This window comes from Marinomonas foliarum (assembly GCF_016906065.1).
In the GTDB taxonomy this organism is placed as follows: Bacteria; Pseudomonadota; Gammaproteobacteria; order Pseudomonadales; family Marinomonadaceae; genus Marinomonas; species Marinomonas foliarum.
The window spans coordinates 1,429,662-1,453,170 of record NZ_CP070273.1 but is presented as its reverse complement, the minus strand read 5'-3'; the positions used below and the strand labels follow the sequence as shown (position 1 = coordinate 1,453,170).

The following is a 23,509-nucleotide window of genomic DNA, read 5'->3' as shown; positions in this document are numbered from 1 at the left end:
CACGACATAATGTAAAGTGTCAGAAAATTCTCTGCGAGTAGAGATGAATGTCATAAGCAGTAATAACAAAAATTAGTTAAATTATTGGATGAAAAATGAAAAAAATTGCAGTAATTGGTTTAGGTTACGTAGGTTTACCGCTCGCAGTAGAGTTTGGGAAAAAGCAGCAAGTCGTTGGTTTTGATATTAATCACGCGCGAGTGAACGAGCTGTTGTCTGGAAAAGACTCAACATTGGAAGTGACACCTGAAGAGTTAAAAACAGCCACATCACTTAAGTTTTCTTCGGCTATTGAAGATATAAATGACTGTAATATTTACATTGTTACAGTGCCTACACCAATAGATGAAAGTAACGCACCTGATTTAACGCCGCTTCGCAAAGCGTCTGCTATGTTAGCAACGGTTATTAAACAAAATGACGTCGTGATTTATGAGTCGACTGTCTATCCAGGCGCTACGGAAGAAGTATGCATTCCGATTATTGAAAAGACATCAGGTCTTAAATTTAATGTGGACTTTTTTGCGGGTTATAGCCCTGAGCGTATTAACCCTGGTGATAAAGTAAACACCTTAACCAAAATCAAAAAAATCACGTCTGGCTCCACACCCGAAATTGCGAAATTTGTGGATGATCTATATGGCTCGATTATTACGGCTGGCACTCATTCAGCAAGTTCTATCAAGGTCGCAGAAGCCGCAAAAGTGATTGAGAATACGCAACGTGATTTGAACATTGCAATCATTAATGAATTTGCCAAAATTTTTAATATTCTCAATATTGATACTCAAGAAGTACTTGATGCGGCGGGTACAAAATGGAACTTTCTTCCTTTCAAGCCGGGTCTAGTTGGTGGTCACTGTATTAGTGTTGATCCTTATTATTTAACTCATAAAGCCAAAGAAGTGGGCTATCAACCAGAGGTTATTCTAGCTGGTCGACGCATTAATGATGGCATGGGGCAGTACACGGCAACGCAACTTGTTAAAGCTGTTTCAAAGCAAAAAATACACGTTGATGAAGCGAAAGTACTGGTGCTGGGTTTTACGTTTAAAGGTGATTGCCCTGATGTGCGTAATACAAAAATTGTCGATATGGTTAAAGAGTTAAAAAGCTTCAATATGCATGTGGATGTGTACGATCATTGGGCAAACCCAGAAGAAGTCAAACATGAGTACGATATTGAGCTAATAAGCGAGCTTAAAAATGGTTACTACGATGCTATTGTTTTGGCGGTAGATCATTCAGATTATAAAAACTGGGGCGAAGAAAAGATCCGCAGCCTAGGTAAAGAAAAGCATGTTCTTTATGATGTGAAATACGTTTTACCATATGGTCAGTCTGACTTGCGTTTGTAGTTCAAATTTGTAGCTTTTAGTGATTTATAAATATTTATTCGGTGATATAAAAAATGAAACGATTTGCTCTTATTGGTGCGGCCGGTTATATCGCACCACGACACCTTAAAGCGATTAAAGAAACAGGCAATGACCTCGTGGTTGCAATGGATGTTAATGACTCAGTTGGCATCATGGATAGCCATTTTCCTGATGCGGAATTTTTTACTGAATTTGAAGCGTTTTCTGCTTTTGTTGATGATCTAAAATTAAGCGGTGAAAAATTAGATTACATCGCTGTTGCTTCACCTAATTATCTGCATTTACCGCATATGAAATTTGCTCTTCAGAATGGCATAGATGTGATTTGTGAAAAACCCTTAGTACTCAATACTGCGGATTTAGATACGTTAAATCGTTATCAGAAAGAATACGGTGCAAAAGTAAACTCAATTTTACAGCTTCGTTTGCACCCATCGATCATCGCATTGCGTGAAAAAGTGCAAGCAGCGCCTGCAGATAAGGTGTTTAACGTGGACTTAACCTACTTAACCTCACGCGGTAAGTGGTATTTGAGGTCTTGGAAAGGCTTTGATGGAAAATCAGGAGGGGTTGCAACAAACATTGGCGTGCATTTTTACGATATGTTGCACTTTATTTTTGGTGATATTAAGCATAATGAAGTGCATTATCGCGATGAAAAAACCTCTGCGGGTTATTTAGAGTATGAGCGAGCGCGTGTTCGTTGGTTTCTATCGATTGATGCCAATCATTTGCCGGATAATGCCGTTCATGGTGAAAAGTCCACTTATCGAAGTATCGATATTGAAGGTGAAGTGCTTGAGTTTTCTGGCGGTTTCACTGATCTGCATACGCAAAGTTATCAGCGTATTTTAGCAGGCCAAGGTTATGGCGTAGAAGACAACCGCGCGGCTATAGAGACGGTGGATGTGATGCGTAAATCTGCAATAGTCGAAAACCCAGTCAATCCTCACCCATTATTATCAAAGGTTAAGAAATAACATGGCTTTTTATCAGCATGAAAGTGCCATTGTGGATGATGGTGCTCAAATAGGTGATGATTCACGTGTTTGGCACTTTGTTCATGTTTGTGGTGGTGCCCAAATAGGTAAAGGTGTATCACTAGGGCAAAACGTCTTTGTAGGAAATAAAGTCACGATAGGTGATCATTGTAAGATCCAAAATAATGTCTCAGTTTACGACAACGTCTATCTTGAAGAAGGCGTGTTCTGTGGACCTAGCATGGTGTTTACCAATGTCTATAATCCTCGTTCATTGATCGAGCGCAAAGATCAATATTTAGACACCATAGTCAAAAAAGGCGCAACGCTTGGGGCAAACTGTACTGTCGTTTGTGGTGTGACTATTGGTGAATACGTGTTTGTTGGCGCTGGGGCTGTGATTAATAAAGATGTTCCAGCTTATGCGTTAATGGTGGGGGTGCCAGCGAAGCAAATCGGTTGGATGAGTGAATATGGCGAACAGCTTGACCTTCCTCTTGAAGGTAACGCTGAAGTGGCTTGCTCTGAGACGGGCGATATATATCAACTTGTTGGTAAGGTGTTAACTAAAAAATCATGATGCAATTTATTGATCTAGCCGCACAATATAAGCACTTAAAAACAAAAATAGATAAACGTATTCAAGATGTATTAAACCATGGGCATTATATTATGGGGCCTGAGGTGCAAGAGCTTGAAGAAAAGCTAGCTGAATACGTGGGAGTTAAGCACGCTATTACTTGTGCAAATGGCACAGATGCGCTCACACTTACAATGATGGTGCTTGACATTAAACTGGGTGATGCAGTTTTTTGTCCAACCTTTACGTTTTTTGCGACTGCAGAGGTTGTTGCCTATGAAGGAGCTACGCCGGTTTTTGTTGACTCAGACGAAGCTACTTTTAACATTTGTCCTGCAGACTTAGAAAAACGTATCCAAGCAACAATATCGGAAGGTAAGCTAACGCCAAAAGCAATCATTGCCGTGGATTTGTTCGGATTGCCAGCTAACTACCCAGAAATTCAAAAAATTGCGGATAAGTATAACCTAAAGTTAGTGGAAGATGCAGCCCAAGGGTTTGGTGGTAGCATTAATGGTAAGTGTGCTGGTAGTTTTGGGGATATAGCTACTACCAGCTTTTTTCCTGCTAAACCTTTAGGTTGTTATGGAGACGGCGGCGCTATATTTACTAATAATGATGAGTACGCAGAGTTACTTAAATCATATCGTGTTCATGGTAAAGGTAGCGATAAATACGATAATGTACGCATTGGCATGAACTCTCGATTAGATACAATTCAAGCTGCAATATTGCTCGAAAAGTTAGCTGAGTTCCCGACTGAGCTTATTAATCGTAATAAGGCTGCTGATAATTACAAAAAAACACTCGCAGGTAAATATAAAACACCTCAAGTACCAAAAGGCTATATTAGCTCTTGGGCACAATATACAGTAGTTTCAGCAGACCGTGATGCAGATATAGTCAATTATAAAGCACAAGGGGTTCCTACTATGGTTTATTATTGTAAATGTATGCATCAGCAAACCGCATTTGAAATGTTGGATTATCAAGAAGGGGATTTTCCTGTCGCAGAAAAGCTAGCACGCAGTGTTTTTAGTTTGCCTATGCATAGTTATATGGATTAACGGTGGAAGTGTGATAAAAAAAATGAGAAAAAAAGTATTAGTTGTTTTTGGTACTCGGCCTGAAGCCATCAAAATGGCTCCACTAGTTACTCGTTTAAAGCAAGATAAACGATTCGAGGTCAAAGTCTGTGTCACAGCTCAGCATCGTGAAATGTTAGATCAGGTGCTAAATTTTTTTGATATAAAGCCAGACTATGATCTTAATTTAATGAGAAAAGGGCAGAGTTTGAATGATATAACCTCAAAAATTGTGACTGAGATAAAGCCCATATTAGATTTATTCTTACCAGATGTTGTATTGGTTCACGGTGATACAGCTACGACATTTGCGACAAGTTTAGCGTGCTATTATCAAAAAATTAAAATTGCCCATATTGAGGCTGGATTAAGGACAGGTGACCTTTTCTCACCTTGGCCTGAAGAGGCAAATAGGAGGTTGACTAGCATATTGGCTAATTATCACTTTGCACCTACTGATGTTTCAAAGAATAACTTGCTTCGAGAATCAATAGATAAGAATGACATATATGTCGTGGGTAATACTGTGATTGATGCTTTGCGACTAGCGACGGCAAAGATTGACTCTACACCAGCACTACAAAGAAAACTTAATTCATATTTTTCTTTTATAGATGTATGGAAAAAAGTTATTTTGGTTACTGGTCATAGAAGAGAGAATTTTGGTGTAGGATTTGAAAAAATATGTGATGCACTTCGTCATATTGCTCTTCAATATCCAAATTGCCAAATAGTATATCCAGTGCATTTAAATCCGAATGTTAGAGAACCGGTTGAGCGTTTATTATCAGGTATTGATAATGTTTCACTGATTGAGCCCCTTGATTATCTGCCTTTTGTGTATCTCATGAGTCGAAGCTTTATTGTTTTGACAGATTCTGGTGGGATACAAGAAGAAGCACCATCTTTGGGCAAACCTGTATTAGTGATGAGAGATACTACAGAGCGGCCTGAAGCCATAGCAGCAGGAACAGTCAGATTAGTCGGAACTTGCTCTGAAGGTATTATTCAAGGTGTAGTCAAATTACTTGAGGATAATATCTTTTATGAGCAAATGAGTAAATCGGCTAATCCATACGGTGATGGCAGTTCCAGTGAACGCATTTGTAATATTCTAGCTCAACGTCTTTAAGGTTTAATTGCTATGAGTTTTGATACAGTTTCAGTAATCGGGCTTGGCTACATTGGTTTACCAACTGCAGCCATGTTTGCTTCTAGAAAAATAAAGGTAATAGGTGTAGATGTTTGTTCTTCTACTGTAGACATAATTAATCAAGGCCGAATACATATTGTGGAGCCAGACTTAGATATGATCGTTCACGCTGCGGTTAGTGAAGGCTACCTGCAAGCCTCCTTAATACCCGAGACAGCAGGTGCATATTTAGTCGCGGTTCCTACACCTTTTATCCAAAACAAAGATTGTAAAACTCCTACACCAGACCTGAGTTTTATAAATTCTGCTATTAAGGCTATTGCGTCAGTGTTGAAAGCTGGAGATCTTGTTGTATTAGAATCGACGTCTCCAGTTGGAACGACAGAACAGGTGCGTGATTGGCTATCTGAACTTCGTCCAGATCTAAAAATGCCTTATGAGTACTCTAATGACCAAGATATCTTTATCGCTCATTGTCCTGAAAGAGTTTTGCCAGGACAAATTGTGAGAGAGTTGGTGGAGAATGATAGAGTTATTGGTGGAATTACTTCAGCTTGCTCCGAGCGAGCGGTAGAGCTTTATAGTGTCTTTGTAAAAGGAAAGTGCATTGTTACTAATGCTCGAACTGCAGAGATGGCGAAGCTGACAGAGAATAGCTCTAGAGATGTACAAATAGCGTTTGCCAATGAGCTATCTATAATTTGTGATTCACTGGATATTAATGTTTGGGAGTTGATAGAACTAGCGAATCGGCACCCTAGGGTTAACATTCTGCAGCCTGGGCCTGGAGTTGGGGGGCACTGTATTGCAGTAGATCCTTGGTTTATTGTTTCCAAATCTCCCAAGCTAACTAAATTGATCAGGACTGCTCGAGAAGTTAATGATGCTAAACCTCAATGGGTTATCTACGAAGTAAAGCAAAGAGTCGCTGATTGGTTGCTCGCAAACCCTAGCAAAAGCTTGAATGAAGTGACAGTTGCTTGTTATGGGCTAAGTTTCAAGCCAAATATTGATGATGTTCGTGAAAGTCCAGCATTGGAAATTGCAATTAAACTGTCTCGCGAATTGGGGGGTAATATCATATGTATTGATCCACACGTTAAACGCAAAGATATTCAAAAGCTTCCTCTTACTTTAATTGATTGGAATAATGAACGGGTAATGGCAGATATACATGTATTGTTGGTTAAACATGATGAATTTCTTGGAAACCAACCTCACCAAGGTTTGATTATTGATACGACAGGTGCGTGGAGTGAATCGTGATTACGCTATACTTTTAAGAATGCTTGGTATTGACGTAAATATCAGTGAAGCGCTCAAAGTTCGAATAGATAAGACTACTAATGTAACATCGAATCTAACTGTATACAAAAGATATAAAAGTAAAGTAATACTTTTTTTCAGAGTATTGCTTCTTCCGCTTTTTATTTTCGGTAGGAAACATCAGGTTAAAGGATTTACTGTTGGTCCCACTTCTGATTCTGGACAGGCATGGCTTTATTTCGTAAAACACTATTTTGGGCGAGAATATACGCATATTGATAATGTGAAATGTTCTATTTTTTTCATCAGATTTGATATTATATTTCTTTATATTAAAATGTGTATCTATGTGTTGCGAATTAGCGGAGAGGTTAATCAATACTGGGTTTTTCATTTATTTAAGAACTTAATTAAATATGAATGTTACAAGAATGAAATTGAAGAGCTATATGTGTTTTATATAAACCACCCGTCTCCATTTATATTTGCAAAGTATGTCGAGTTCCATAAAGTGAGATCTGTTATACATATGGGTAATAACCCTATAGCCAAGTGGAACTATCCTTTTCCTATTTCGAGCCCCATAATTCTTTCAAGTGCTATTCAGAGGGAAGAAGTTAAATATCTTAAACTCCCAAATGATTGGCAGTACTGTCGAGATGAATTTATTCTTTTTAGTAAGGATGTATTATCAAAGGTGCCTAAAAGAGAGGTAGGACTTTTCTCTTCTGGTGAGTGGGCTAGATTGGGTGGTTTATATCGTTCAAGTGATATACAATCTATAGCTAACTTTAGCTTAGCAAATAATAAAGTCTACCAAGCCTTTGAAAGTGGACTTTTAACGCTCATCTCGCTGAATGTGGAAAAAAAATTCACTATCAAAGTCTACCCGCACCCATTTGAAAGAGAGCTAATTAAGTCAGGTATTAAGCCCCCATATTATAAATGGGTCGATTCTGGTGAGATTGAAATTGATGCAAGTGGGGCTAGTTCGAGAGAAAAAATATACGAATCTGAAATAGCTATTTCTTATCACTCCTCGTTTATATGGGAGCGGTTATCGCTAGATTTGGATAAGAGCTATCACTTTCAGTTTAATGATGGTGATTTGGATTTAGTCGATCAAAAAGCAATAGGTTGCTTTAAGTCTAATATATTCTTTAGCAATGAAGAATTATGTGGAATTATAAAGAGAATCTTTAAATAGGGTGATGTTATGATGAATAAAAGGTATGTTGTTGATATATCTAAAGAAAAAACTCCTGAAGTTAACGTTATAGATAAAGATGGTTGGCTTAGACATGACATTACCTCTGAGCTTGAAGGTAATGAAAATAAAGGTATAGAGCTTGGTGTTGCTATAGGTGTATATTCTAAGAGGATGATAAACTCCAATAAATTCAATCGATTTTATGGAGTGGATATATATGGTGACACTCATGATGTTAATGAATATAAAAATGCATTAAAGTATATTGGTTTTGAAGATCCTCGCTACTGTTTATTGAGAATGGATTTTGACTCAGCATTGGATATGTTTGATGATAATTCTTTTGACTTTATTTATGTGGATGGTTTTGCTCATACTGGAGAAGAGGGAGGGAAGGCTCTAGTCGATTGGTACAAAAAGCTAAAAGTAGGAGGTATTCTTGCTGGTGATGATTATCACGATGATTGGCCTTTAGTTAAGTGGGCTGTAAATCATCTAGCTTCTCAGTTAGGCGTGCCAGTCTCGGTGACTAGAGGTAAGGAAGATGCTGATTATAGTTCTTACCCGACTTGGTATATAAAGAAAGAAAGCGCTGATTATCACGTTGAAGTGGATGCGCTACTATATGAACTTGGCATGAAAGAAAAACGACGAATCCATAGGAATCGTGTCGGTTTTCATGTTAAGTATAGAAAATTAGCAGGCAAAATTCTTAATCTAATTGGAATCAAGAAATACGTGCTGAGCTTTTTTCGATAGGTATATTAGGTAGCCTTTTCCTCTCATGATTCATTCATTATTCAAGCATTCTTCTAGATACTTTTCGGCATCAATAATTAGTGCTATTGCAGCATTCTTAATGACTAGATATTACACTGAGGTTTTTACGCCTTCTGAGTTTGGTGTCATGGTCGTATATATTATGGTATTTGAGTATGTCGTTTCCTTTGGTGGTTTATCAGCAGAAAAAAGCATAGCAAGAAAAATATTTGATTATAAAGGCGACGATCTCAATATATACTTAAGCACAATGTTTTGGTTTTATGCTTTTTTATGTGTTCTCCTTATCATGTTGGGGTGGGCTTTATCTCACACTATATCTGATTGGGTAGCACCAGGCACAGTTTATATCTTCCACATAGTTATTGTAGCTGGAATCATCAATGTCGCGGTAAAGTTTTTCAATACAATTTGTGTTAACGGGCAAAAGTCTAAAGAGGTTTCTCTTTCGCAGGTTTCTCAAACTATTGTGAGCCAATCCAGTGCAATTGTCGCTATACAAATCATTGGGGCTGGTATTGGGGGGAGATTCATTGGCGCTGCATTGGGTGGCGTAGTTCAGTTGATTGCGTTGTCTCGAGTATCTTTCATGAGTTTAGGTTTTTCTCTTTCGAGGAGATTTAATCGATCTATGCTTTTTGAGACATTATACTTGGCTTTTCCAGCTACGTGTTCCTCGATACTTATTTTACTTTTCTCTTATACAGATAGAATCTTCCTAAAAGAGTTTTCCGGAAATGAGTCTGTGGGTTTATATGGATTGGCTTTAATTATAGGGAAGCTGATTACAATTGCTTTCGAATCAATGTTTAGTTCTCTTTTCCCTATGGCAATTAAACGCCTAACAGATGATTATTGCAAAGGAATATTGTCAATAGAGTCATGGTCCCTCAAATACTATGCGTTTCTATTTTTTTTGTTGGTTGGTGTGATTTCTTTATCTCCTGTTATATATATGGTTATATCTAGTGGAGAGTATGAAGAGTCTAAAAAAGTATTGCCTTTTGTCGTGATAGGTATTGTGCTAGGAGGCTTATATAAGCTGCCGTCTATTGTACTCTCCTACCATAAAATTGTTTGGTTCTATATTCCGGTTACTTTTATTTCTTTTTCCTTCAATGTTGCTTTGAACTATCTTCTGATTCCTAGCTATGGAATAATTGGGGCCGGCTTATCCACTTGCGTCGGTTGTTTTGTATATTCTATATTGGTGCAAAGGGCTTCTTGGAAATTTTTTAGTGCAAAATATAAGTGGGCGACAGCTCTCTCATATCTTTTTATTTTGATTTTTATAGGTTATTACTTTAATGAAAATTATAATTTATAGTGACCCTATAGAGAGGTATTATTCAAATCTGATATTGCAGGGATTTTTATGGTCTATGGCAATATTTCAAATAAAATTATTTCTTATTTTTTTAGGTTTTAAATCGTATTTTTTTGAGGGCTTATGCCTGATGAGGGCTGAGCTGTGATTTCTCTATAAATAATTTTAAAATGAGAACAGTGTTAAACTCTTTATTGAAAATAGAAAATTTGTTTTTGTGTTTTTTTAAATAAAGCTTTATTTTAAATATATTATAAATGAAGAATATCAAATGGCTTTTTTCTTTAGCGATATTTTTTAATTTATGAGTGGGTGGTGATGTTTATTTTTATAAGCGTCCAGAGAATGAGTGTAATGCTTATCTAAAAGAAGAGCGTGAGAGAAATTTTCTGATTTGATTGAGGTTGCAAGTGGATTTGGCTTGATATTAGATCGAGTTAAATTATTAAAAAATCTCATTGCTTTCTAGAAGCAAAATATATTTATTAGAGGAATGGTATGTGTGGAATATCTGGATATTACTCTAAGATTTCAAACTTAAATTTGCTTGAATACTATGAAAACCACAAAAAAATAGCTCACAGAGGACCTGATGACGAAGGCTTTGTTATTTGTAGGGCTGGTGAATTAGAGCATGTGTATGGTGATGATACGATTGACGTTAAATGTATCGGTCGGCACATTAAGGAAATTGATACTAGTAATCTTGTATTGGGTCATCGTCGCCTCAGTATTATTGACTTATCAGAGCGAGGTCATCAGCCCTATCGTTATGAGCGCTTTACCTTAGTATACAACGGTGAAGTTTACAATTATATTGAATTGCGTGAGGAGCTGATTAAACTCGGTTATTCCTTTGACTCTGACTCCGACACAGAAGTGTTTATTAAAGGTTATCATTGCTGGGGAATAGATGCATTTAATCAATTTAATGGCATGTGGGCTGCAGCAATCTATGATCAGGTTACTGGTCACTTAACCCTTACTCGAGATAGGTTTGGTGTTAAACCTTTATATTATATTCATAATAAGGATAGAGAGGAGATATATTTCTGCAGTGAGATAAAAGGACTTACAGGATATTTCGAATCATTAATGATTAACGAGTCGGCAGTATACTCTTATTTAAGGTATACTCATCTTAGCCATGATGATGAAACTTTCTTCGAAGGCATTAAATCCCTTACTCCTGGAAGTGTTATCACCTTTGATGGTTCTCTAGAGTTAACACCTTACTATCAATTAAAGTCTTCTAGAAATGATCTATCATCGATATTCAGTAACGCTTTAGAAATAAGGAAAAGAACCGATACTGAGTTTGGTGTTATGTTAAGCGGAGGTGTTGATTCTTCTCTTATTGCTGCATCTTTAATGAAAGGCGCTAAGAAAGTAAAATCATTTACGGCGGATTTTAAAGACTCCATGTTTAGTGAGAAGGGTTATGTCGATATAACTGTAGATAAAAACGATCTTGAACCTCATTTTATATATCCGTTAGTCGAAGACTTTCGAAAAGATTTTGACGATTTTTTATTGTCGCATGAATATCCTTTGCGTTCACTTTCTGCTTATTCTCAATATAAGATTTATCAATATATATCTCAAGAAACTGATGTGAAGGTTATATTTAGTGGTCAAGGTGCTGATGAAATATTTAGTGGTTATACAAATGACTATTATGTGCTTCTTAGCTCATTGCTTAAGCAGGGTAAATTAGTCAGTTTTGTGAGAAATTTAATAGATATAAAAAAAATTCGAGGTTTGAACTCATCAACCTTGTTGAAAGGCGCTTGCCGGTATTTGTTACGTGATTATGTTACTCGTTATGACCCTTATGGAGTTTTTATTAAAAAAATCTTGTACAGCAAAGAGCCTAAGTTTCCAGGATTAAGCCTTTTCAAACAGTATCAAAGAAAGAATATTCAATTCTCATCGCTTAGAGAATATTTTCGTGATGAAGATAGAAACTCTATGCGTTTCTCGATAGAGGCAAGGCTTCCATTTATGGATTATCGAATAGTAGAAGCTGGATTAGCCTTATCTCCTTCAGAAATGATTGTTGAGGGGGTTACCAAAGTACCTCTTAGAAACCTTGCGAAAGGAAAAGTTTCAGATAGCATCTTGCTGCGCAAAGATAAAATGGGTTTTGTGTCACCCCAAGAAGTCTGGCAGAAGAATGAGCTAAAGCATTCATTTGATTCAACATTTGAAGAAATTAGAAATTACGGACTAGCAGGTGTGGTGGATGGTGGAAAAGTTTTCCGACTGTATCGAGATTATCAAGCTGGCACCTTTACTGATTGGGCCTTTATTTGGCGTTGTTATTGTCTTCACCACTTTGTAAGAGTTTGGAATATTAAATGATCTGTATTGTAGATTATGGCGTTGGAAATTTGGGCGCTATTAATAATATGTTGAAGTATCTTGGTGTGGATGCTGTTATATCTAGCGATGTATCAATGATTGAGGCGGCAGATAAGCTGATTCTTCCCGGAGTGGGTTCATTCGACTACGCGATTAATCAGTTAAAGAGGCTGGGGTTGTTTGATGTTCTTGACCGTGAAGTTGTGGTCAAATGTAAACCCATTATCGGTATTTGCTTAGGTATGCAACTGATGACAAAGTCTTCTGAAGAAGGCAATCAAGCTGGCTTTGGCTGGGTGGACGCTGAAGTAAAGAAATTCTCATTTGAAAATTTAAAAGTGCCTCACATGGGCTGGAATATTGTAGAACATGTAAATAACCCTCTTATTCTTCACGGCGATGAGCGCTTTTATTTTGTTCACTCCTATTATGTAGAGTGTAACGATCTTAACGATGTCATGTACAGTACGAGTTATGGGAAAAAGTTTGTGTCCGGTTTTAGGAAAGGTAACATCATAGGGGTTCAATTCCACCCAGAGAAAAGTCATCGCTTTGGTATGTTTCTACTACAAAAATTTTGTGAGTTATAACTATGATTAAAAAGCGTATTATACCGACCCTTTTGGTCGAGAAAGGTCGCTTGGTTCAAACAAAGATGTTCACTGAAAGGGTTTATTTGGGTGACCCAATCAATACGATAAACATCTTTAACCAGAAGGAAGTTGATGAAATCATTGTTTTAGATATTTCTGCGTCTAGGTTAAAAACAGGTGCGAACATCAATCTGGTTAAATCTCTCTGTAGTGAGTGCTTTATGCCCGTGGCATACGGTGGGGGTATCAGCTCACTCGATGAAATTGAAGAGCTGTTTAATCTGGGGATTGAAAAGGTAGTTATCAATTCTGCTTCTGGGTTGCCTGGGTTTATTGAAAATGCCGTTGATAGATATGGTAGTCAGAGCATTGTCGGAGCTATTGACATCTATAAAAAATCTGATGAAAAACCGTTTGTATATGAACACGTTGATAAAAAAGTATCCGATCGAGATCCAATAGATATCGCGTTGTCGCTTCAAGAGCGCGGAGTTGGAGAGGTATTTATTAACTTCGTCTGTAGAGATGGAGGAAGGGTTGGCTTTGATGAGAGTTATATTCAAGAAATAGCTCGTTCTTTATCAGTGCCTTTAATTGCGTGTGGTGGTGCCCGAGATTACAACGATCTCGTTCAACTAGCAAAGAATACTGAGGTGTCTGCAGTTGCTGCTGGTAGTGTCTTTTCATTGTTAGGTAAGTATGATGCTCCACTCGTGATGTATCCTTCCTACGAATTTTTGAAATCTAGTTTGAGCTAATCTGTATATGACTTATCAAATTTGTACTCAGTGCATCATGGATACAACTGATCCATCAATCACCTTTGATGATGACGGGGTGTGTAGCCATTGTTATTATTTTGAAAGCGTCAGGAAGCCTGCTTGGCAACCAACCAAAGAAGGTAAAGAAAAACTCGATCATTTTATTGCGGAACTCAAGGCTCGTAGGGCCGAGTATCAGTATGACTGTATGATTGGTCTTAGTGGAGGTGTCGATAGCTCTTACTTAGCGTATTATCTCAAAAAAAACTATGACTTAAGGATTCTTGCCGTTCATGTAGATGCTGGGTGGAATTCTGAACAAGCGGTAAGTAATATTGAAAACATTATTAGAAGCTTAGACTTGAATTTTTATACGCATGTCGTTGATTGGGAGGAGATGAAACAAGTTCAGCGAGCTTTTTTGCGCTCTCATACGGTGAACCAAGATACTCCTCAAGATCATGCGTATTTTGCTGCTTTATATAAAATTGCGAAAAAATTCAATATACGAGACTTTCTTGTTGGGTATAACATTCAAACTGAGAGTATTCTTCCGAGATGTTGGCAAGGTGTTCCTGCCATGGATGCGATACACTTTGACTATATATGTAAGTCATTTGGCGGATTTAGAACAAAGAGATTCCCAAAATTAACTTTATTCGATACACATGTTTATTATCCTTATATCTATAAGATTAGTAAATTCCCTCCTCTAAACTATATCCCTTACAACAAATCTGAAGCAAAGAAGCTAATAATAGAAAAATTAGATTGGAAAGATTATGGAGTGAAACACGGAGAGTCTAAGTTTACTAGATTCTTTCAATCATATTATTTACCTAATAAGTTTGGATACGATAAAAGAAGAGCTCACCTATCAAGCTTAATCCTTGCTGGTGAGGTATCAAGAGCTGATGCGTTACAACTGATAGATAAAGATGAATATGATTCTCAATTGCAAATAAATTTAGACATGGAGTATGTGGCTAAAAAGCTAGATATTGAATTAGAAGAGTTCAAACAGCTCTGTCAACCTATTGAGGGGGATATCCCGTCTTATCCAACCTCAGAAAAGGTGCTACAGGTTGGACGAAAAATCAAAAGGTTGTTTAAGATATGAGTAAAAAGATACTAGTAGTGCTATATAAATTCCCTCCTATGGGAGGGATTGCTACTAGGCGTTGGGTTAAGCTAAGTAAGGCACTTTCTAAGAAAGGTGTAGAGGTTCACGTATTATGTGCCGATTATAATTATCAAGATCGTGTTAACTGGAGCAAAGATCTTCCAGAGTCCATTGCGATACATAAATATAAGAGCAGGTTCCCATCTTGGTTGATGAGAAGTCATGACAATAAATTTGCATATCACGTTTCTAGGTTAACTAAATTTGTTTTGTCTAAGCTATTTTTTGATATTGATGAAGCTCAACACGACGGCTACAACATTGTTAGCTCTGCCAAGAAAATCATCGAAGAGTATGATATTCGTAATGTCCTTGCTTCTGGTCACCCTGTTAGCCTTAACTACTTTGCCTCTCTAACAAAATACGACCTTCCAAACATAAACCTTATTCAAGATTTTCGAGATAACTGGAATGATCTTGGAGTTTTTGCCTATACAAAAGGGTGCAAACGGTTTTCTACGAAAAAGAAGCATGTTTTTCAAGAGGCGCTATCGGTAAATTATGCAAATCATGTTATTAATGTTTCAAATGAACTAACTAATATTATGAAGTTGCGTCATCATAACGCTGTTAATACTCATTTTCAGACGATTTATAACTTTTATGACCCTGATGATTATCAAGCGATAATCCCTGTTCAAGTTAGTGACTTTAGTCTTTGCTATTTTGGTAGTTTGTTTAACGGTCGTATTGAGGCGATATATAGATTACTAGATTCTATTGAGGCTTCAGATGACCAGTTTATAAAAGATAATTTACATATTAAGTTATACACAAACTACCCTAAAAATAAAATTAAAGCTCAATATGAACCACTTCTTGATACTCGCTTTAAAATTTTTTCTATGGTTGAGCCTGATCAAGTAGCTAACTTAATTAATAATGCTTATGCATGCCTTTCAATTAACTCTATTGGTTCTGAGTATGCATTTGGTACGAAGATTTTTGAATATTTTGCCCTGGACAAGACCGTTTTTCATATATCAAATGGTGGAGAGCTTTACGATGTGCTCAGAGAGTCGGGGCAAATCGTGTGTCAGTATGACAAAAGTGATATTATTCGTGCTTTGCTTGCATTGAAAGCACAATACATTTCACCTCCTACCTCTATTTCAGCAAGTCAGTCCGAGAGCAAGTTTTCTTTGAAATCTGCCTCTGATAGTTTCTATAGGTTATTGAAGTGATAAAAGTTTGTCATTTATCTACAGCTCATAAGTTCCACGATATCCGTATATTTAGAAAGGAATGTAAATCACTGGTAAAGGTGGGTTATGAAGTATATTTTGTCGTTCCTGCCCCAAGCGACATGATTGAAGATGGGGTAAAGATAGTTCCTATTCAAGTAACGCCAACGAAATTTCGACGGGCCTTCCTTTTACCTATACTTGCGCTTAAAAAATCTCTATCAGTTAAGGCTGATATTTACCACTTTCATGATTTTGAGCTTTGGCCTGTTGCTTTACTATTACGTTTTTTAGGAAAAAAAGTGATTGCTGATGTTCATGAAGACATACCTGCTCAGCTGCTTCAGCGTCCATGGATTCCTCGCCCTATAAGAAAACCACTATCTCTGATTGCAAAATGGTTTGAAGATATGAGTGCAAGAACCATGTCAGCGGTCGTTACAGTCGACGCTAGCTTAGTAAGACGATTCTCCAAGGTTAATAGTGATGTTACGATGCTTGAGAATTTCCCTCTGCTTCAAGAGTTGCCATTGTCAAATAAGTGTGATGATACGTTTAAGCTAGTGAGTCTAGGGGGGGTATTAGATGAACGGTGTGCTAATACAATTATTGCAGCTTCTAAAGGATTACCGGATGTTTCTATTGCCATTGGTGGCGGCATCTCCAAGCGCTATTCTGATTTATCGTGGCAAACAGGCAATTGCCGTTACTTGGGCTACCTCTCTGCCCAAGACGCCTTAAACGAAAATGTGAATGCTGATGCGATATTAGTGATGTTTAGTGATCAGCCAAATCATTTGGAAATAAAGTCAAACAGACTGTATGAATCCATGTATGCAAGTAAACCGATTATAGTGTCATCAATGTCGAATTGGCAAGCCTTCATCGATAAAAATGAGTGTGGCTTTTCCGTTGATCAAACGAATCCTGAATCGCTGATTGATGCTATTGAGCGACTCAAGAATGATAAACAGCTAGCTCAGAGGCTGGGGAAGAATGGCAAGCAAGCGGTCTTAGCTGATTACAGCTGGTCATCTCAAGAAAACAAATTGTTTGACCTATATAAAAGGGTGGAAAGATGAAAGTTTTGTCAATCGTAGGCGCTAGACCACAGTTTATCAAAGCAAGTGTAGTGTCACGAGCAATTAGACAAAGTGAAGGCGTTGATGAGGTTATTTTACATACTGGGCAACATTTTGATGCAAACATGTCGGATATTTTTTTTAATCAATTGAGTATTCCGAGGCCTGATATTCAGTTGGATATTCATGGTGGAAGTCATGGTGCTATGACTGGACGAATGTTAATGGAAATTGAAAAGGTGCTACTTGAACAGCGGCCTGATCGCGTCTTGGTTTATGGTGATACAAATTCTACGTTAGCAGGTGCTTTAGCTGCGGCAAAGTTGCATATTCCAGTAGCCCATGTTGAAGCAGGCTTACGTAGTTTTAATATGCAGATGCCCGAAGAAGTTAATCGTATTCTTACCGACCAAATTAGTGATTTATTGTTTTGCCCTACGGACACAGCTGTTAAAAATCTTAAGAATGAAGGGTTTGCCAACAAGTTGGTCCATGTGTTGCAGGTCGGGGATGTTATGCAGGATGCAGCGCTTTTGTTTGCCAAAAAAGCGGTTGCTCCAGCAGATGAGCTTCCAAATGAGTTTATTTTGGCTACGTTACACCGTGCTGAAAATACAGATAGCCCAGAGCGCTTGGCTGCTATTGTGTCGGCTTTGAACGAACTTCACCAGACTTTAGCGCCTGTTATACTGCCTTTGCACCCGCGCACACGCAAACTGATTGACCAACAAGGGCTAGAGCTTAACGTTCACCTGATAGAGCCAGTCGGCTATTTCGAAATGGTGTGGCTGCTGGATCATTGCCAGCTGGTGCTAACCGATAGTGGCGGTGTGCAAAAGGAAGCATTTTTCTTTGGCAAAGCTTGCGTGACCATGCGTGATCAAACTGAATGGGTAGAGTTGATTGAAGTCGGTGCCAATGAGCTAGTGGGGGCGGATACTCAAAAAATCATAGCAGCAGCAAAAATTGGCCTAGGCAGACAAGTCAAAGATACGCAGCAGCTATATGGTGGTGGCAAAGCAGCGCAGCGGGTTGTCTCTAATATTATTTTAAAAGGTTAATTTTATATGTGTGGTATATTTGGTTTGTTTTCTCAGTCACCTGTAAAGAGGGGGGATGTGAGCGTTCTTGCACACCATGCACGCCAGCGAGGTAGAGATTCTAGTGGTTTGGTTTTTTTTAATAATAAGTCTTACTGCGTTGAAAAAGCAGACAGCGATATTAAAAAATTAATATCAAATACTAAATTTGGTTCATCTAGCTTTTTAATGGGCCATAGTCGATTAATAACTAATGGCTTAGGTGATAATCAACCTGTTGTAAGAAATGATGTGATTGTGATTCATAATGGAATCATTGTTAATGATAAAGAAATTTGGGAGTCAACAGGACTTGAGAAAAAACTTGAAATTGATTCTGAGATTATAGCTGCTTTAACCGAATGCCATATTCTAAATGGTGGTGCCTTAAAAGACATTCCCTCGTTAGTTCTCGAGAAATGTCTTGGTGTTGTTGCTTGTGCAGTTATATTACCAAAACTTGGAAAAGCTGTTGTTTTTTCTAATAATGGTAGTTTATATGTTGGCACAAGAGGTGAAGAAAAGTTTTTTTCTTCAGAAAGTTATCCGTTGACTAAAATTGAATGTAGTAGTTTTTTTCAAGTGAAGGAGGGCGGATACATTTTTGATATCCCATTATCGGAAAGTTTACCTAAAGTTAACGAATTAAAATCTAGAAAAGAAAATTTGATACCTGAATTTCAGCATGTAAAAAAAGAAGAAGAGCTTCTTGAGTTTAATGCATCGTTCAATATCATGCGTTGTACTCGCTGTATTCTTCCTGAAACAATGCCATACATTTATTTTGACGATCATGGCGTTTGTAATTATTGTAATAGTTATAAGCTTAGAAATACTCCTAAACCAAAAGAAGACCTTTTTGACATTGTAGAGTCTTATAGAAGAAAAGAAGGATTAGATTGTATTGTTCCTTTTTCTGGTGGCCGTGATAGTTGTTATGGTCTTCATCTTATAGTTGAAGAACTAAAAATGAAGCCAGTAACTTATACTTATGATTGGGGGATGGTGACAGATTTAGGGCGCCGCAATATCAGTAGAATGTGCTCTCAACTTGGTGTTGAAAATATCATAATAGCAGCGGATATTTCTAAAAAGCGTCGAAATATTCGAATGAATCTAGAAGCTTGGTTGAAATCGCCTCACTTAGGGATGATGGCAATGCTAACAGCAGGTGATAAACACTTTTTTAGGCACGTTGAAACAGTGAAAAAGCAAACAGGCATTAACTTAAACCTGTGGGGTGTTAATCCGTTAGAGGTCACGCACTTTAAAACTGGTTTTTTGGATATTCCACCAGATTTTGAAGAGAAGAAAGTATATTCACATGGCATGAGTAAGCAACTTAGATATCATTACAAAAGAACAAAAGCGATGATGCAAAGTCCAGGATATTTTAATCGTTCTTTGTGGGATACGTTGTCAGGTGAGTATCATAGAAGTTTTACGGAAAAGAAAGATTACTATCATATATTTGATTATTGGCGTTGGGATGAAACGGAAGTGGATAACACCCTTTTAGGCGTGTATGACTGGGAGAAAGCTCCCGATACAAGTACTACTTGGCGTATTGGCGACGGTACAGCAGCCTTGTACAACTACATCTATTATACTGTTGCTGGCTTTACAGAGCACGATACCTTTCGTAGTAACCAGATACGCGAGGGCGATATTACTCGTGAAGAAGCTTTGGTTCTAGTAGCACGTGAAAATAAACCAAGATACCAAAATATTAGATGGTATCTTGATGCGCTCGGAATGGACTTTAATGAAGTCATCAGGGTAATAAACGACATCCCTAAAATTTATGAAAAGCATTATGAATAAAAATATATGGTATATTTCTAAATATGTTGCACCACCATACGCGGCTAAAGTGAGTGCACGGGGTTTTTTGATTCTCCGAGCTCTAGTTAAAATGGGTCATAATTGTACTTTGATAACGTCTGATTCGAATCATCTCATTGATGCGCCCATTTTTAAGGGTGTAACAAAGCACGAGAGTGTGGACGGCGTTAGTGTACATTGGTTGAAAACGTGGAAATATAAAACGGCTAGATCTTTTGGACGCATGTTAAGCTGGTTTGACTTTGAATGGCAACTATTCAAGATGTCTAAAAAAAACTTGCCCAAGCCGGATGCGATTATTGTGTCTAGTTTGTCACTTCTCACTATTCTAAATGGGTTGTGGTTACGCAAAAAATACGGATGTAAGCTTATTTTTGAAGTCCGTGATATCTGGCCAATGGTATTGGTTGAATCGGGAGGGGTTAGTCGTCGCAATCCCTTTGTACTGCTACTTTCCTTTGTGGAGCGTTTAGGTTACACGAAAGCGGACAAGGTTGTAGGAACCATGCCGAACTTATCGGAGCATATTTTTCAGGTTACTGGTGAGCGCATCCATGCAGGCTGTATTCCCCAAGGAATTGATGAGGGTTTGTTGGTGGAGCCGCAACCCTTACCTCCTGAATATGTGAAAGATTTCTTTCCAAAAAATAAGTTTATTGTATGTCATGCTGGTTCAATTGGAGCGGATAATGGCTTAGAAACTTTCTTTGATTGCGCGCGTGCCATGCAAGATAGAGAAGGCATACATTTTTTAATTGTTGGTGATGGTTACTTAAAAGCGTCTTTTCAGAAAAATAATTCTGATTTAAAAAACTTAACGTTTGCTCCCCGTGTTGAAAAAAAGCAGGTTCAATCTGTTCTGAAATTGGTGGATGTTGTGTATTTTTCTGTAAATAGCTCGCCCCTGTGGGCTTACGGTCAATCATTGAATAAAGTAATCGACTATATGCTTTCTGGTAAGCCTATTTTAGCTTCGTATACTGGTTACCCAAGTATGGTTAATGAAGCTGATTGTGGCGTTTTCGTTCCCGCTGAGGATATAGGGGCTTTAAAGCATGAAGTTGATAAACTGGCTAAATTACCTAAGGTAGAGCGAGAAGCAATGGGGGGGCGTGGTCGAGAATGGCTTTTATCAAATAGACGTTTTGAACACTTAGCTACTCAGTACTTAGAAATTATTAATGAATTGAATGAACGATGAAAAGAGTTTTTGATATTTGTGTGTCTTTTTGTGGGTTGTTGTTTTTTCTACCCATTATGGTTGTCGTTTCTGTGCTCATTCGCTTTAAGCTCGGTTCTCCTATCTTATTTACGCAAGACCGCCCTGGTTTAAATGACTGTGTCTTTAAAATGATGAAATTTCGTAGCATGCTTGATGCGAAAGACAAACAAGATAACTTGCTTCCTGATGAACAACGGATGACTAAGTTTGGTGCTTTCATGCGCTCAACAAGTCTAGATGAACTACCAGGCTTATTTAATGTTCTAAAAGGTGATATGAGCTTAGTTGGTCCACGCCCATTGCTGGTTCAGTATTTGCCGCTTTACAGTGCTGAGCAAGCCCGCCGTCACAATGTGCGTCCTGGCATTACGGGCTGGGCCCAAGTCAATGGCCGTAATGCGATCAGCTGGGAAGATAAGTTTAAGTTAGATGTGTGGTATGTGGATAACCAAAGCTTTTGGCTAGACATTAAAATACTGCTGCTTACGGTAAAGAAAGTTTTTGTACGCGAAGGGATCAGCGCGGACGGGCATGTTACTATCGAGCCATTTAAAGGTTCCAACCATGATGGAAACTAATGACCAATCTCTGATTATTTTTGGAGCCAGTGGTCACGGAAAAGTGGTGGCGGATTTAGCTGAGCAACTGGGCTATGTCGTTAATTTTTATGATGATGCTTATCCACAAAAAACGCAACTTGAGCACTGGCCTGTTCTTGGCACCTTTGACGACTTACTTAAACTGAATACGCATAATACTAAGGCTGTGGTAGCCATTGGTAACAATGCTATTCGCGAACTAAAAACTAAACAATTACAAGCGCATGGCTTTACGCTGCCAACTCTGGTTCATCCTAGTGCGGTGGTGAGTACTTACGCCGAGTTATCTACAGGCACGGTGGTGTTAGCGAATGCGGTGGTTAACGCATTTGCTCTTATTGGTCGGGGTTGTATTATTAACTCGTCTTCTATTGTTGAGCATGACTGTTTTATTGGTAACTTTGCTCATATATGCCCAACGTCTGCCTTGGCTGGCGGTGTGAAGATAGGTGATCGTTGTTGGCTAGGTATTGGTAGTCAGGTTAGGCAGTTGATTAATATTGGCAATGATACCTTGGTTGGAGCGGGCAGCACGGTAGTAAAAAGTCTACCTTCCAATGTTGTGGCTTATGGTTCACCGGCGGTTGTTGTTCGTGGGCAAGATTAGTTTTTACGCTTTATTTTATTGATAGGAACGTCATGTTAAACACCCCTTTTTCTCCTTGGCCTTCTTTCACTCAAGAAGAGGCTGATGCCGTTAGTCGTGTTGTTTTGTCCAACAAAGTGAATTATTGGACAGGTACTGAGAGCCGTGAATTTGAAAAAGAATTTGCTGCTTGGGTTGGTACTGAATACGCTATCGCCTTAGCCAATGGCACTGTAGCTCTGGACTTGGCGCTTAAAGCGCTTGGTATTACGCAGGGTGATGAAGTGATCACTACGCCTCGTACATTTTTGGCGTCGGCTTCGAGTATTGTTGCCGCGGGCGCAATCCCTGTGTTTGCCGATGTGGATTTGAACAGTCAGGTTATTACGGCCGACAGTATCAAGGCGGCCCTTACTCCCAATACCAAAGCCGTCATTGTTGTGCATTTAGCGGGTATGCCTGCGGAAATGGACGCTATTATGGAATTGAGCAAAGAGCGTGGTTTTTTTGTCATAGAAGACTGTGCGCAGGCTCATGGTGCGAAATACAAAGGTCGTTCTGTTGGTTCTATTGGTCACATCGGCGCATGGAGTTTCTGCCAAGATAAAATCATGACGACAGGTGGCGAAGGCGGCATGGTCACCACCAATGACAAAAACCTCTGGTCGTTTATGTGGTCTTACAAAGATCATGGTAAAAGCTACGATGCTATCTACCATAAAGAACACCCACCAGGGTTTCGATGGTTGCACGAAAGCTTTGGTACCAATTGGCGTATGTTAGAAATGCAAGCCGCGATTGGTCGTATTCAGCTTACGCGAATGGCTGAATGGACCGCTAAGCGCCAAGCCTATGGCGCTAAAATTGATCAAGTTGCTAGCGCGTTTTCTTGTGTACGCTTGGTGAAGGTGCCGGAGTATATTGAACACGCGGAATATAAACATTACATGTTTGTTGTGCCAGAACATTTAGCCGAAGGCTGGAGCCGTGATCGGATCGTTGAAGAAATCGTCAAGCTTGATGTACCGTGCTTCCAAGGTAGTTGTTCAGAGGTGTATCTTGAAAAAGCCTTTGATAATACCCCTTGGCGACCTGAAAAACGCCTTCCTAACGCCGTTCAACTTGGTGATACCAGTATAATGTTCTTAGTCCACCCGACCTTAACGGAAGACGAAATAGGTAAGATAGTTCAGGTAATCCGTACGGTTTTTTCGAAAGCTTCTAAGTGAGTGTACAACACTAGGCTCATTT

General features: G+C 38.5%; 21 protein-coding genes. All 21 read left to right on the top strand.

Annotated features, from left to right (window positions below; all coding sequences use genetic code 11):
* Window positions 1-95 precede the first annotated feature (95 nt).
* The 21 genes from tviB to JSY38_RS06645 all read left to right on the top strand — a co-directional run bounded on the left by tviB (window position 96) and on the right by JSY38_RS06645 (window position 23,487).
* Window positions 96-1,358, top strand: a complete 1,263-nt coding sequence (gene tviB, locus JSY38_RS06745) for a Vi polysaccharide biosynthesis UDP-N-acetylglucosamine C-6 dehydrogenase TviB (protein ID WP_205115989.1) — start codon at window positions 96-98, stop codon at window positions 1,356-1,358.
* Between the two features lie 53 nt (window positions 1,359-1,411).
* Window positions 1,412-2,359, top strand: a complete 948-nt coding sequence (locus JSY38_RS06740) for a Gfo/Idh/MocA family protein (protein ID WP_205115988.1) — start codon at window positions 1,412-1,414, stop codon at window positions 2,357-2,359.
* Between the two features lies 1 nt (window position 2,360).
* Window positions 2,361-2,939: a UDP-2-acetamido-3-amino-2,3-dideoxy-D-glucuronate N-acetyltransferase gene (wbpD, locus tag JSY38_RS06735; protein ID WP_205115987.1), complete on the top strand. Its 579-nt coding sequence runs from the start codon at window positions 2,361-2,363 to the stop codon at window positions 2,937-2,939.
* A complete protein-coding gene (locus JSY38_RS06730) occupies window positions 2,936-4,006 on the top strand; it encodes a DegT/DnrJ/EryC1/StrS family aminotransferase (protein WP_205115979.1) in 1,071 nt (356 codons plus the stop codon). Before wbpD ends, JSY38_RS06730 begins: the two co-directional genes overlap by 4 nt.
* Before the next feature lie 22 nt (window positions 4,007-4,028).
* Complete coding sequence (wecB, locus tag JSY38_RS06725) at window positions 4,029-5,156, top strand: non-hydrolyzing UDP-N-acetylglucosamine 2-epimerase (protein WP_205115976.1); 1,128 nt, start codon at window positions 4,029-4,031, stop codon at window positions 5,154-5,156.
* A gap of 12 nt (window positions 5,157-5,168) precedes the next feature.
* Window positions 5,169-6,443: a UDP-N-acetyl-D-mannosamine dehydrogenase gene (gene wecC / locus JSY38_RS06720; RefSeq protein WP_205115972.1), complete on the top strand. Its 1,275-nt coding sequence runs from the start codon at window positions 5,169-5,171 to the stop codon at window positions 6,441-6,443.
* Window positions 6,433-7,650 carry a hypothetical protein gene (locus JSY38_RS06715; RefSeq protein WP_205115971.1) on the top strand — a complete coding sequence of 406 codons (1,218 nt, stop codon included), beginning with the start codon at window positions 6,433-6,435 and terminating at the stop codon, window positions 7,648-7,650. The genes wecC and JSY38_RS06715 overlap by 11 nt, the downstream gene beginning before the upstream one ends.
* 9 nt (window positions 7,651-7,659) lie before the next feature.
* The gene (locus JSY38_RS06710; RefSeq protein WP_205115970.1) at window positions 7,660-8,412 is read left to right on the top strand and encodes a class I SAM-dependent methyltransferase; all 753 of its coding nucleotides are present in this window, start codon (window positions 7,660-7,662) and stop codon (window positions 8,410-8,412) included.
* A 25-nt stretch (window positions 8,413-8,437) separates the two neighbouring features.
* Window positions 8,438-9,760 carry a lipopolysaccharide biosynthesis protein gene (locus tag JSY38_RS06705; RefSeq protein ID WP_205115969.1) on the top strand — a complete coding sequence of 441 codons (1,323 nt, stop codon included), beginning with the start codon at window positions 8,438-8,440 and terminating at the stop codon, window positions 9,758-9,760.
* A 498-nt stretch (window positions 9,761-10,258) separates the two neighbouring features.
* Window positions 10,259-12,124 carry an asparagine synthase (glutamine-hydrolyzing) gene (asnB, locus tag JSY38_RS06700; RefSeq protein ID WP_205115962.1) on the top strand — a complete coding sequence of 622 codons (1,866 nt, stop codon included), beginning with the start codon at window positions 10,259-10,261 and terminating at the stop codon, window positions 12,122-12,124.
* On the top strand, window positions 12,121-12,714 hold the full coding sequence (hisH, locus tag JSY38_RS06695; protein WP_205115960.1) for an imidazole glycerol phosphate synthase subunit HisH: 594 nt from the start codon (window positions 12,121-12,123) through the stop codon (window positions 12,712-12,714). The genes asnB and hisH overlap by 4 nt, the downstream gene beginning before the upstream one ends.
* A gap of 2 nt (window positions 12,715-12,716) precedes the next feature.
* Window positions 12,717-13,475: a HisA/HisF-related TIM barrel protein gene (locus tag JSY38_RS06690; RefSeq protein ID WP_205115958.1), complete on the top strand. Its 759-nt coding sequence runs from the start codon at window positions 12,717-12,719 to the stop codon at window positions 13,473-13,475.
* A gap of 7 nt (window positions 13,476-13,482) precedes the next feature.
* Window positions 13,483-14,598: an N-acetyl sugar amidotransferase gene (locus tag JSY38_RS06685; RefSeq protein ID WP_275586988.1), complete on the top strand. Its 1,116-nt coding sequence runs from the start codon at window positions 13,483-13,485 to the stop codon at window positions 14,596-14,598.
* On the top strand, window positions 14,595-15,845 hold the full coding sequence (locus tag JSY38_RS06680) for a glycosyltransferase family protein (RefSeq protein ID WP_205115948.1): 1,251 nt from the start codon (window positions 14,595-14,597) through the stop codon (window positions 15,843-15,845). The genes JSY38_RS06685 and JSY38_RS06680 overlap by 4 nt, the downstream gene beginning before the upstream one ends.
* Window positions 15,842-16,927: a glycosyltransferase gene (locus JSY38_RS06675; RefSeq protein ID WP_205115947.1), complete on the top strand. Its 1,086-nt coding sequence runs from the start codon at window positions 15,842-15,844 to the stop codon at window positions 16,925-16,927. Before JSY38_RS06680 ends, JSY38_RS06675 begins: the two co-directional genes overlap by 4 nt.
* Complete coding sequence (wecB, locus tag JSY38_RS06670) at window positions 16,924-17,988, top strand: non-hydrolyzing UDP-N-acetylglucosamine 2-epimerase (protein WP_205115946.1); 1,065 nt, start codon at window positions 16,924-16,926, stop codon at window positions 17,986-17,988. The genes JSY38_RS06675 and wecB (JSY38_RS06670) overlap by 4 nt, the downstream gene beginning before the upstream one ends.
* A gap of 57 nt (window positions 17,989-18,045) precedes the next feature.
* On the top strand, window positions 18,046-19,830 hold the full coding sequence (locus JSY38_RS06665) for a hypothetical protein (protein ID WP_205115944.1): 1,785 nt from the start codon (window positions 18,046-18,048) through the stop codon (window positions 19,828-19,830).
* Entirely contained in the window at window positions 19,823-21,052 is a 1,230-nt protein-coding gene (locus JSY38_RS06660) for a glycosyltransferase family 4 protein (RefSeq protein WP_205115942.1), read from the top strand. Before JSY38_RS06665 ends, JSY38_RS06660 begins: the two co-directional genes overlap by 8 nt.
* On the top strand, window positions 21,049-21,651 hold the full coding sequence (locus JSY38_RS06655; RefSeq protein ID WP_205115940.1) for a sugar transferase: 603 nt from the start codon (window positions 21,049-21,051) through the stop codon (window positions 21,649-21,651). Before JSY38_RS06660 ends, JSY38_RS06655 begins: the two co-directional genes overlap by 4 nt.
* Window positions 21,638-22,279 carry an acetyltransferase gene (locus JSY38_RS06650; RefSeq protein ID WP_205115938.1) on the top strand — a complete coding sequence of 214 codons (642 nt, stop codon included), beginning with the start codon at window positions 21,638-21,640 and terminating at the stop codon, window positions 22,277-22,279. Before JSY38_RS06655 ends, JSY38_RS06650 begins: the two co-directional genes overlap by 14 nt.
* Before the next feature lie 32 nt (window positions 22,280-22,311).
* Complete coding sequence (locus JSY38_RS06645; RefSeq protein ID WP_205115936.1) at window positions 22,312-23,487, top strand: DegT/DnrJ/EryC1/StrS family aminotransferase; 1,176 nt, start codon at window positions 22,312-22,314, stop codon at window positions 23,485-23,487.
* Window positions 23,488-23,509: the final 22 nt, after the last annotated feature.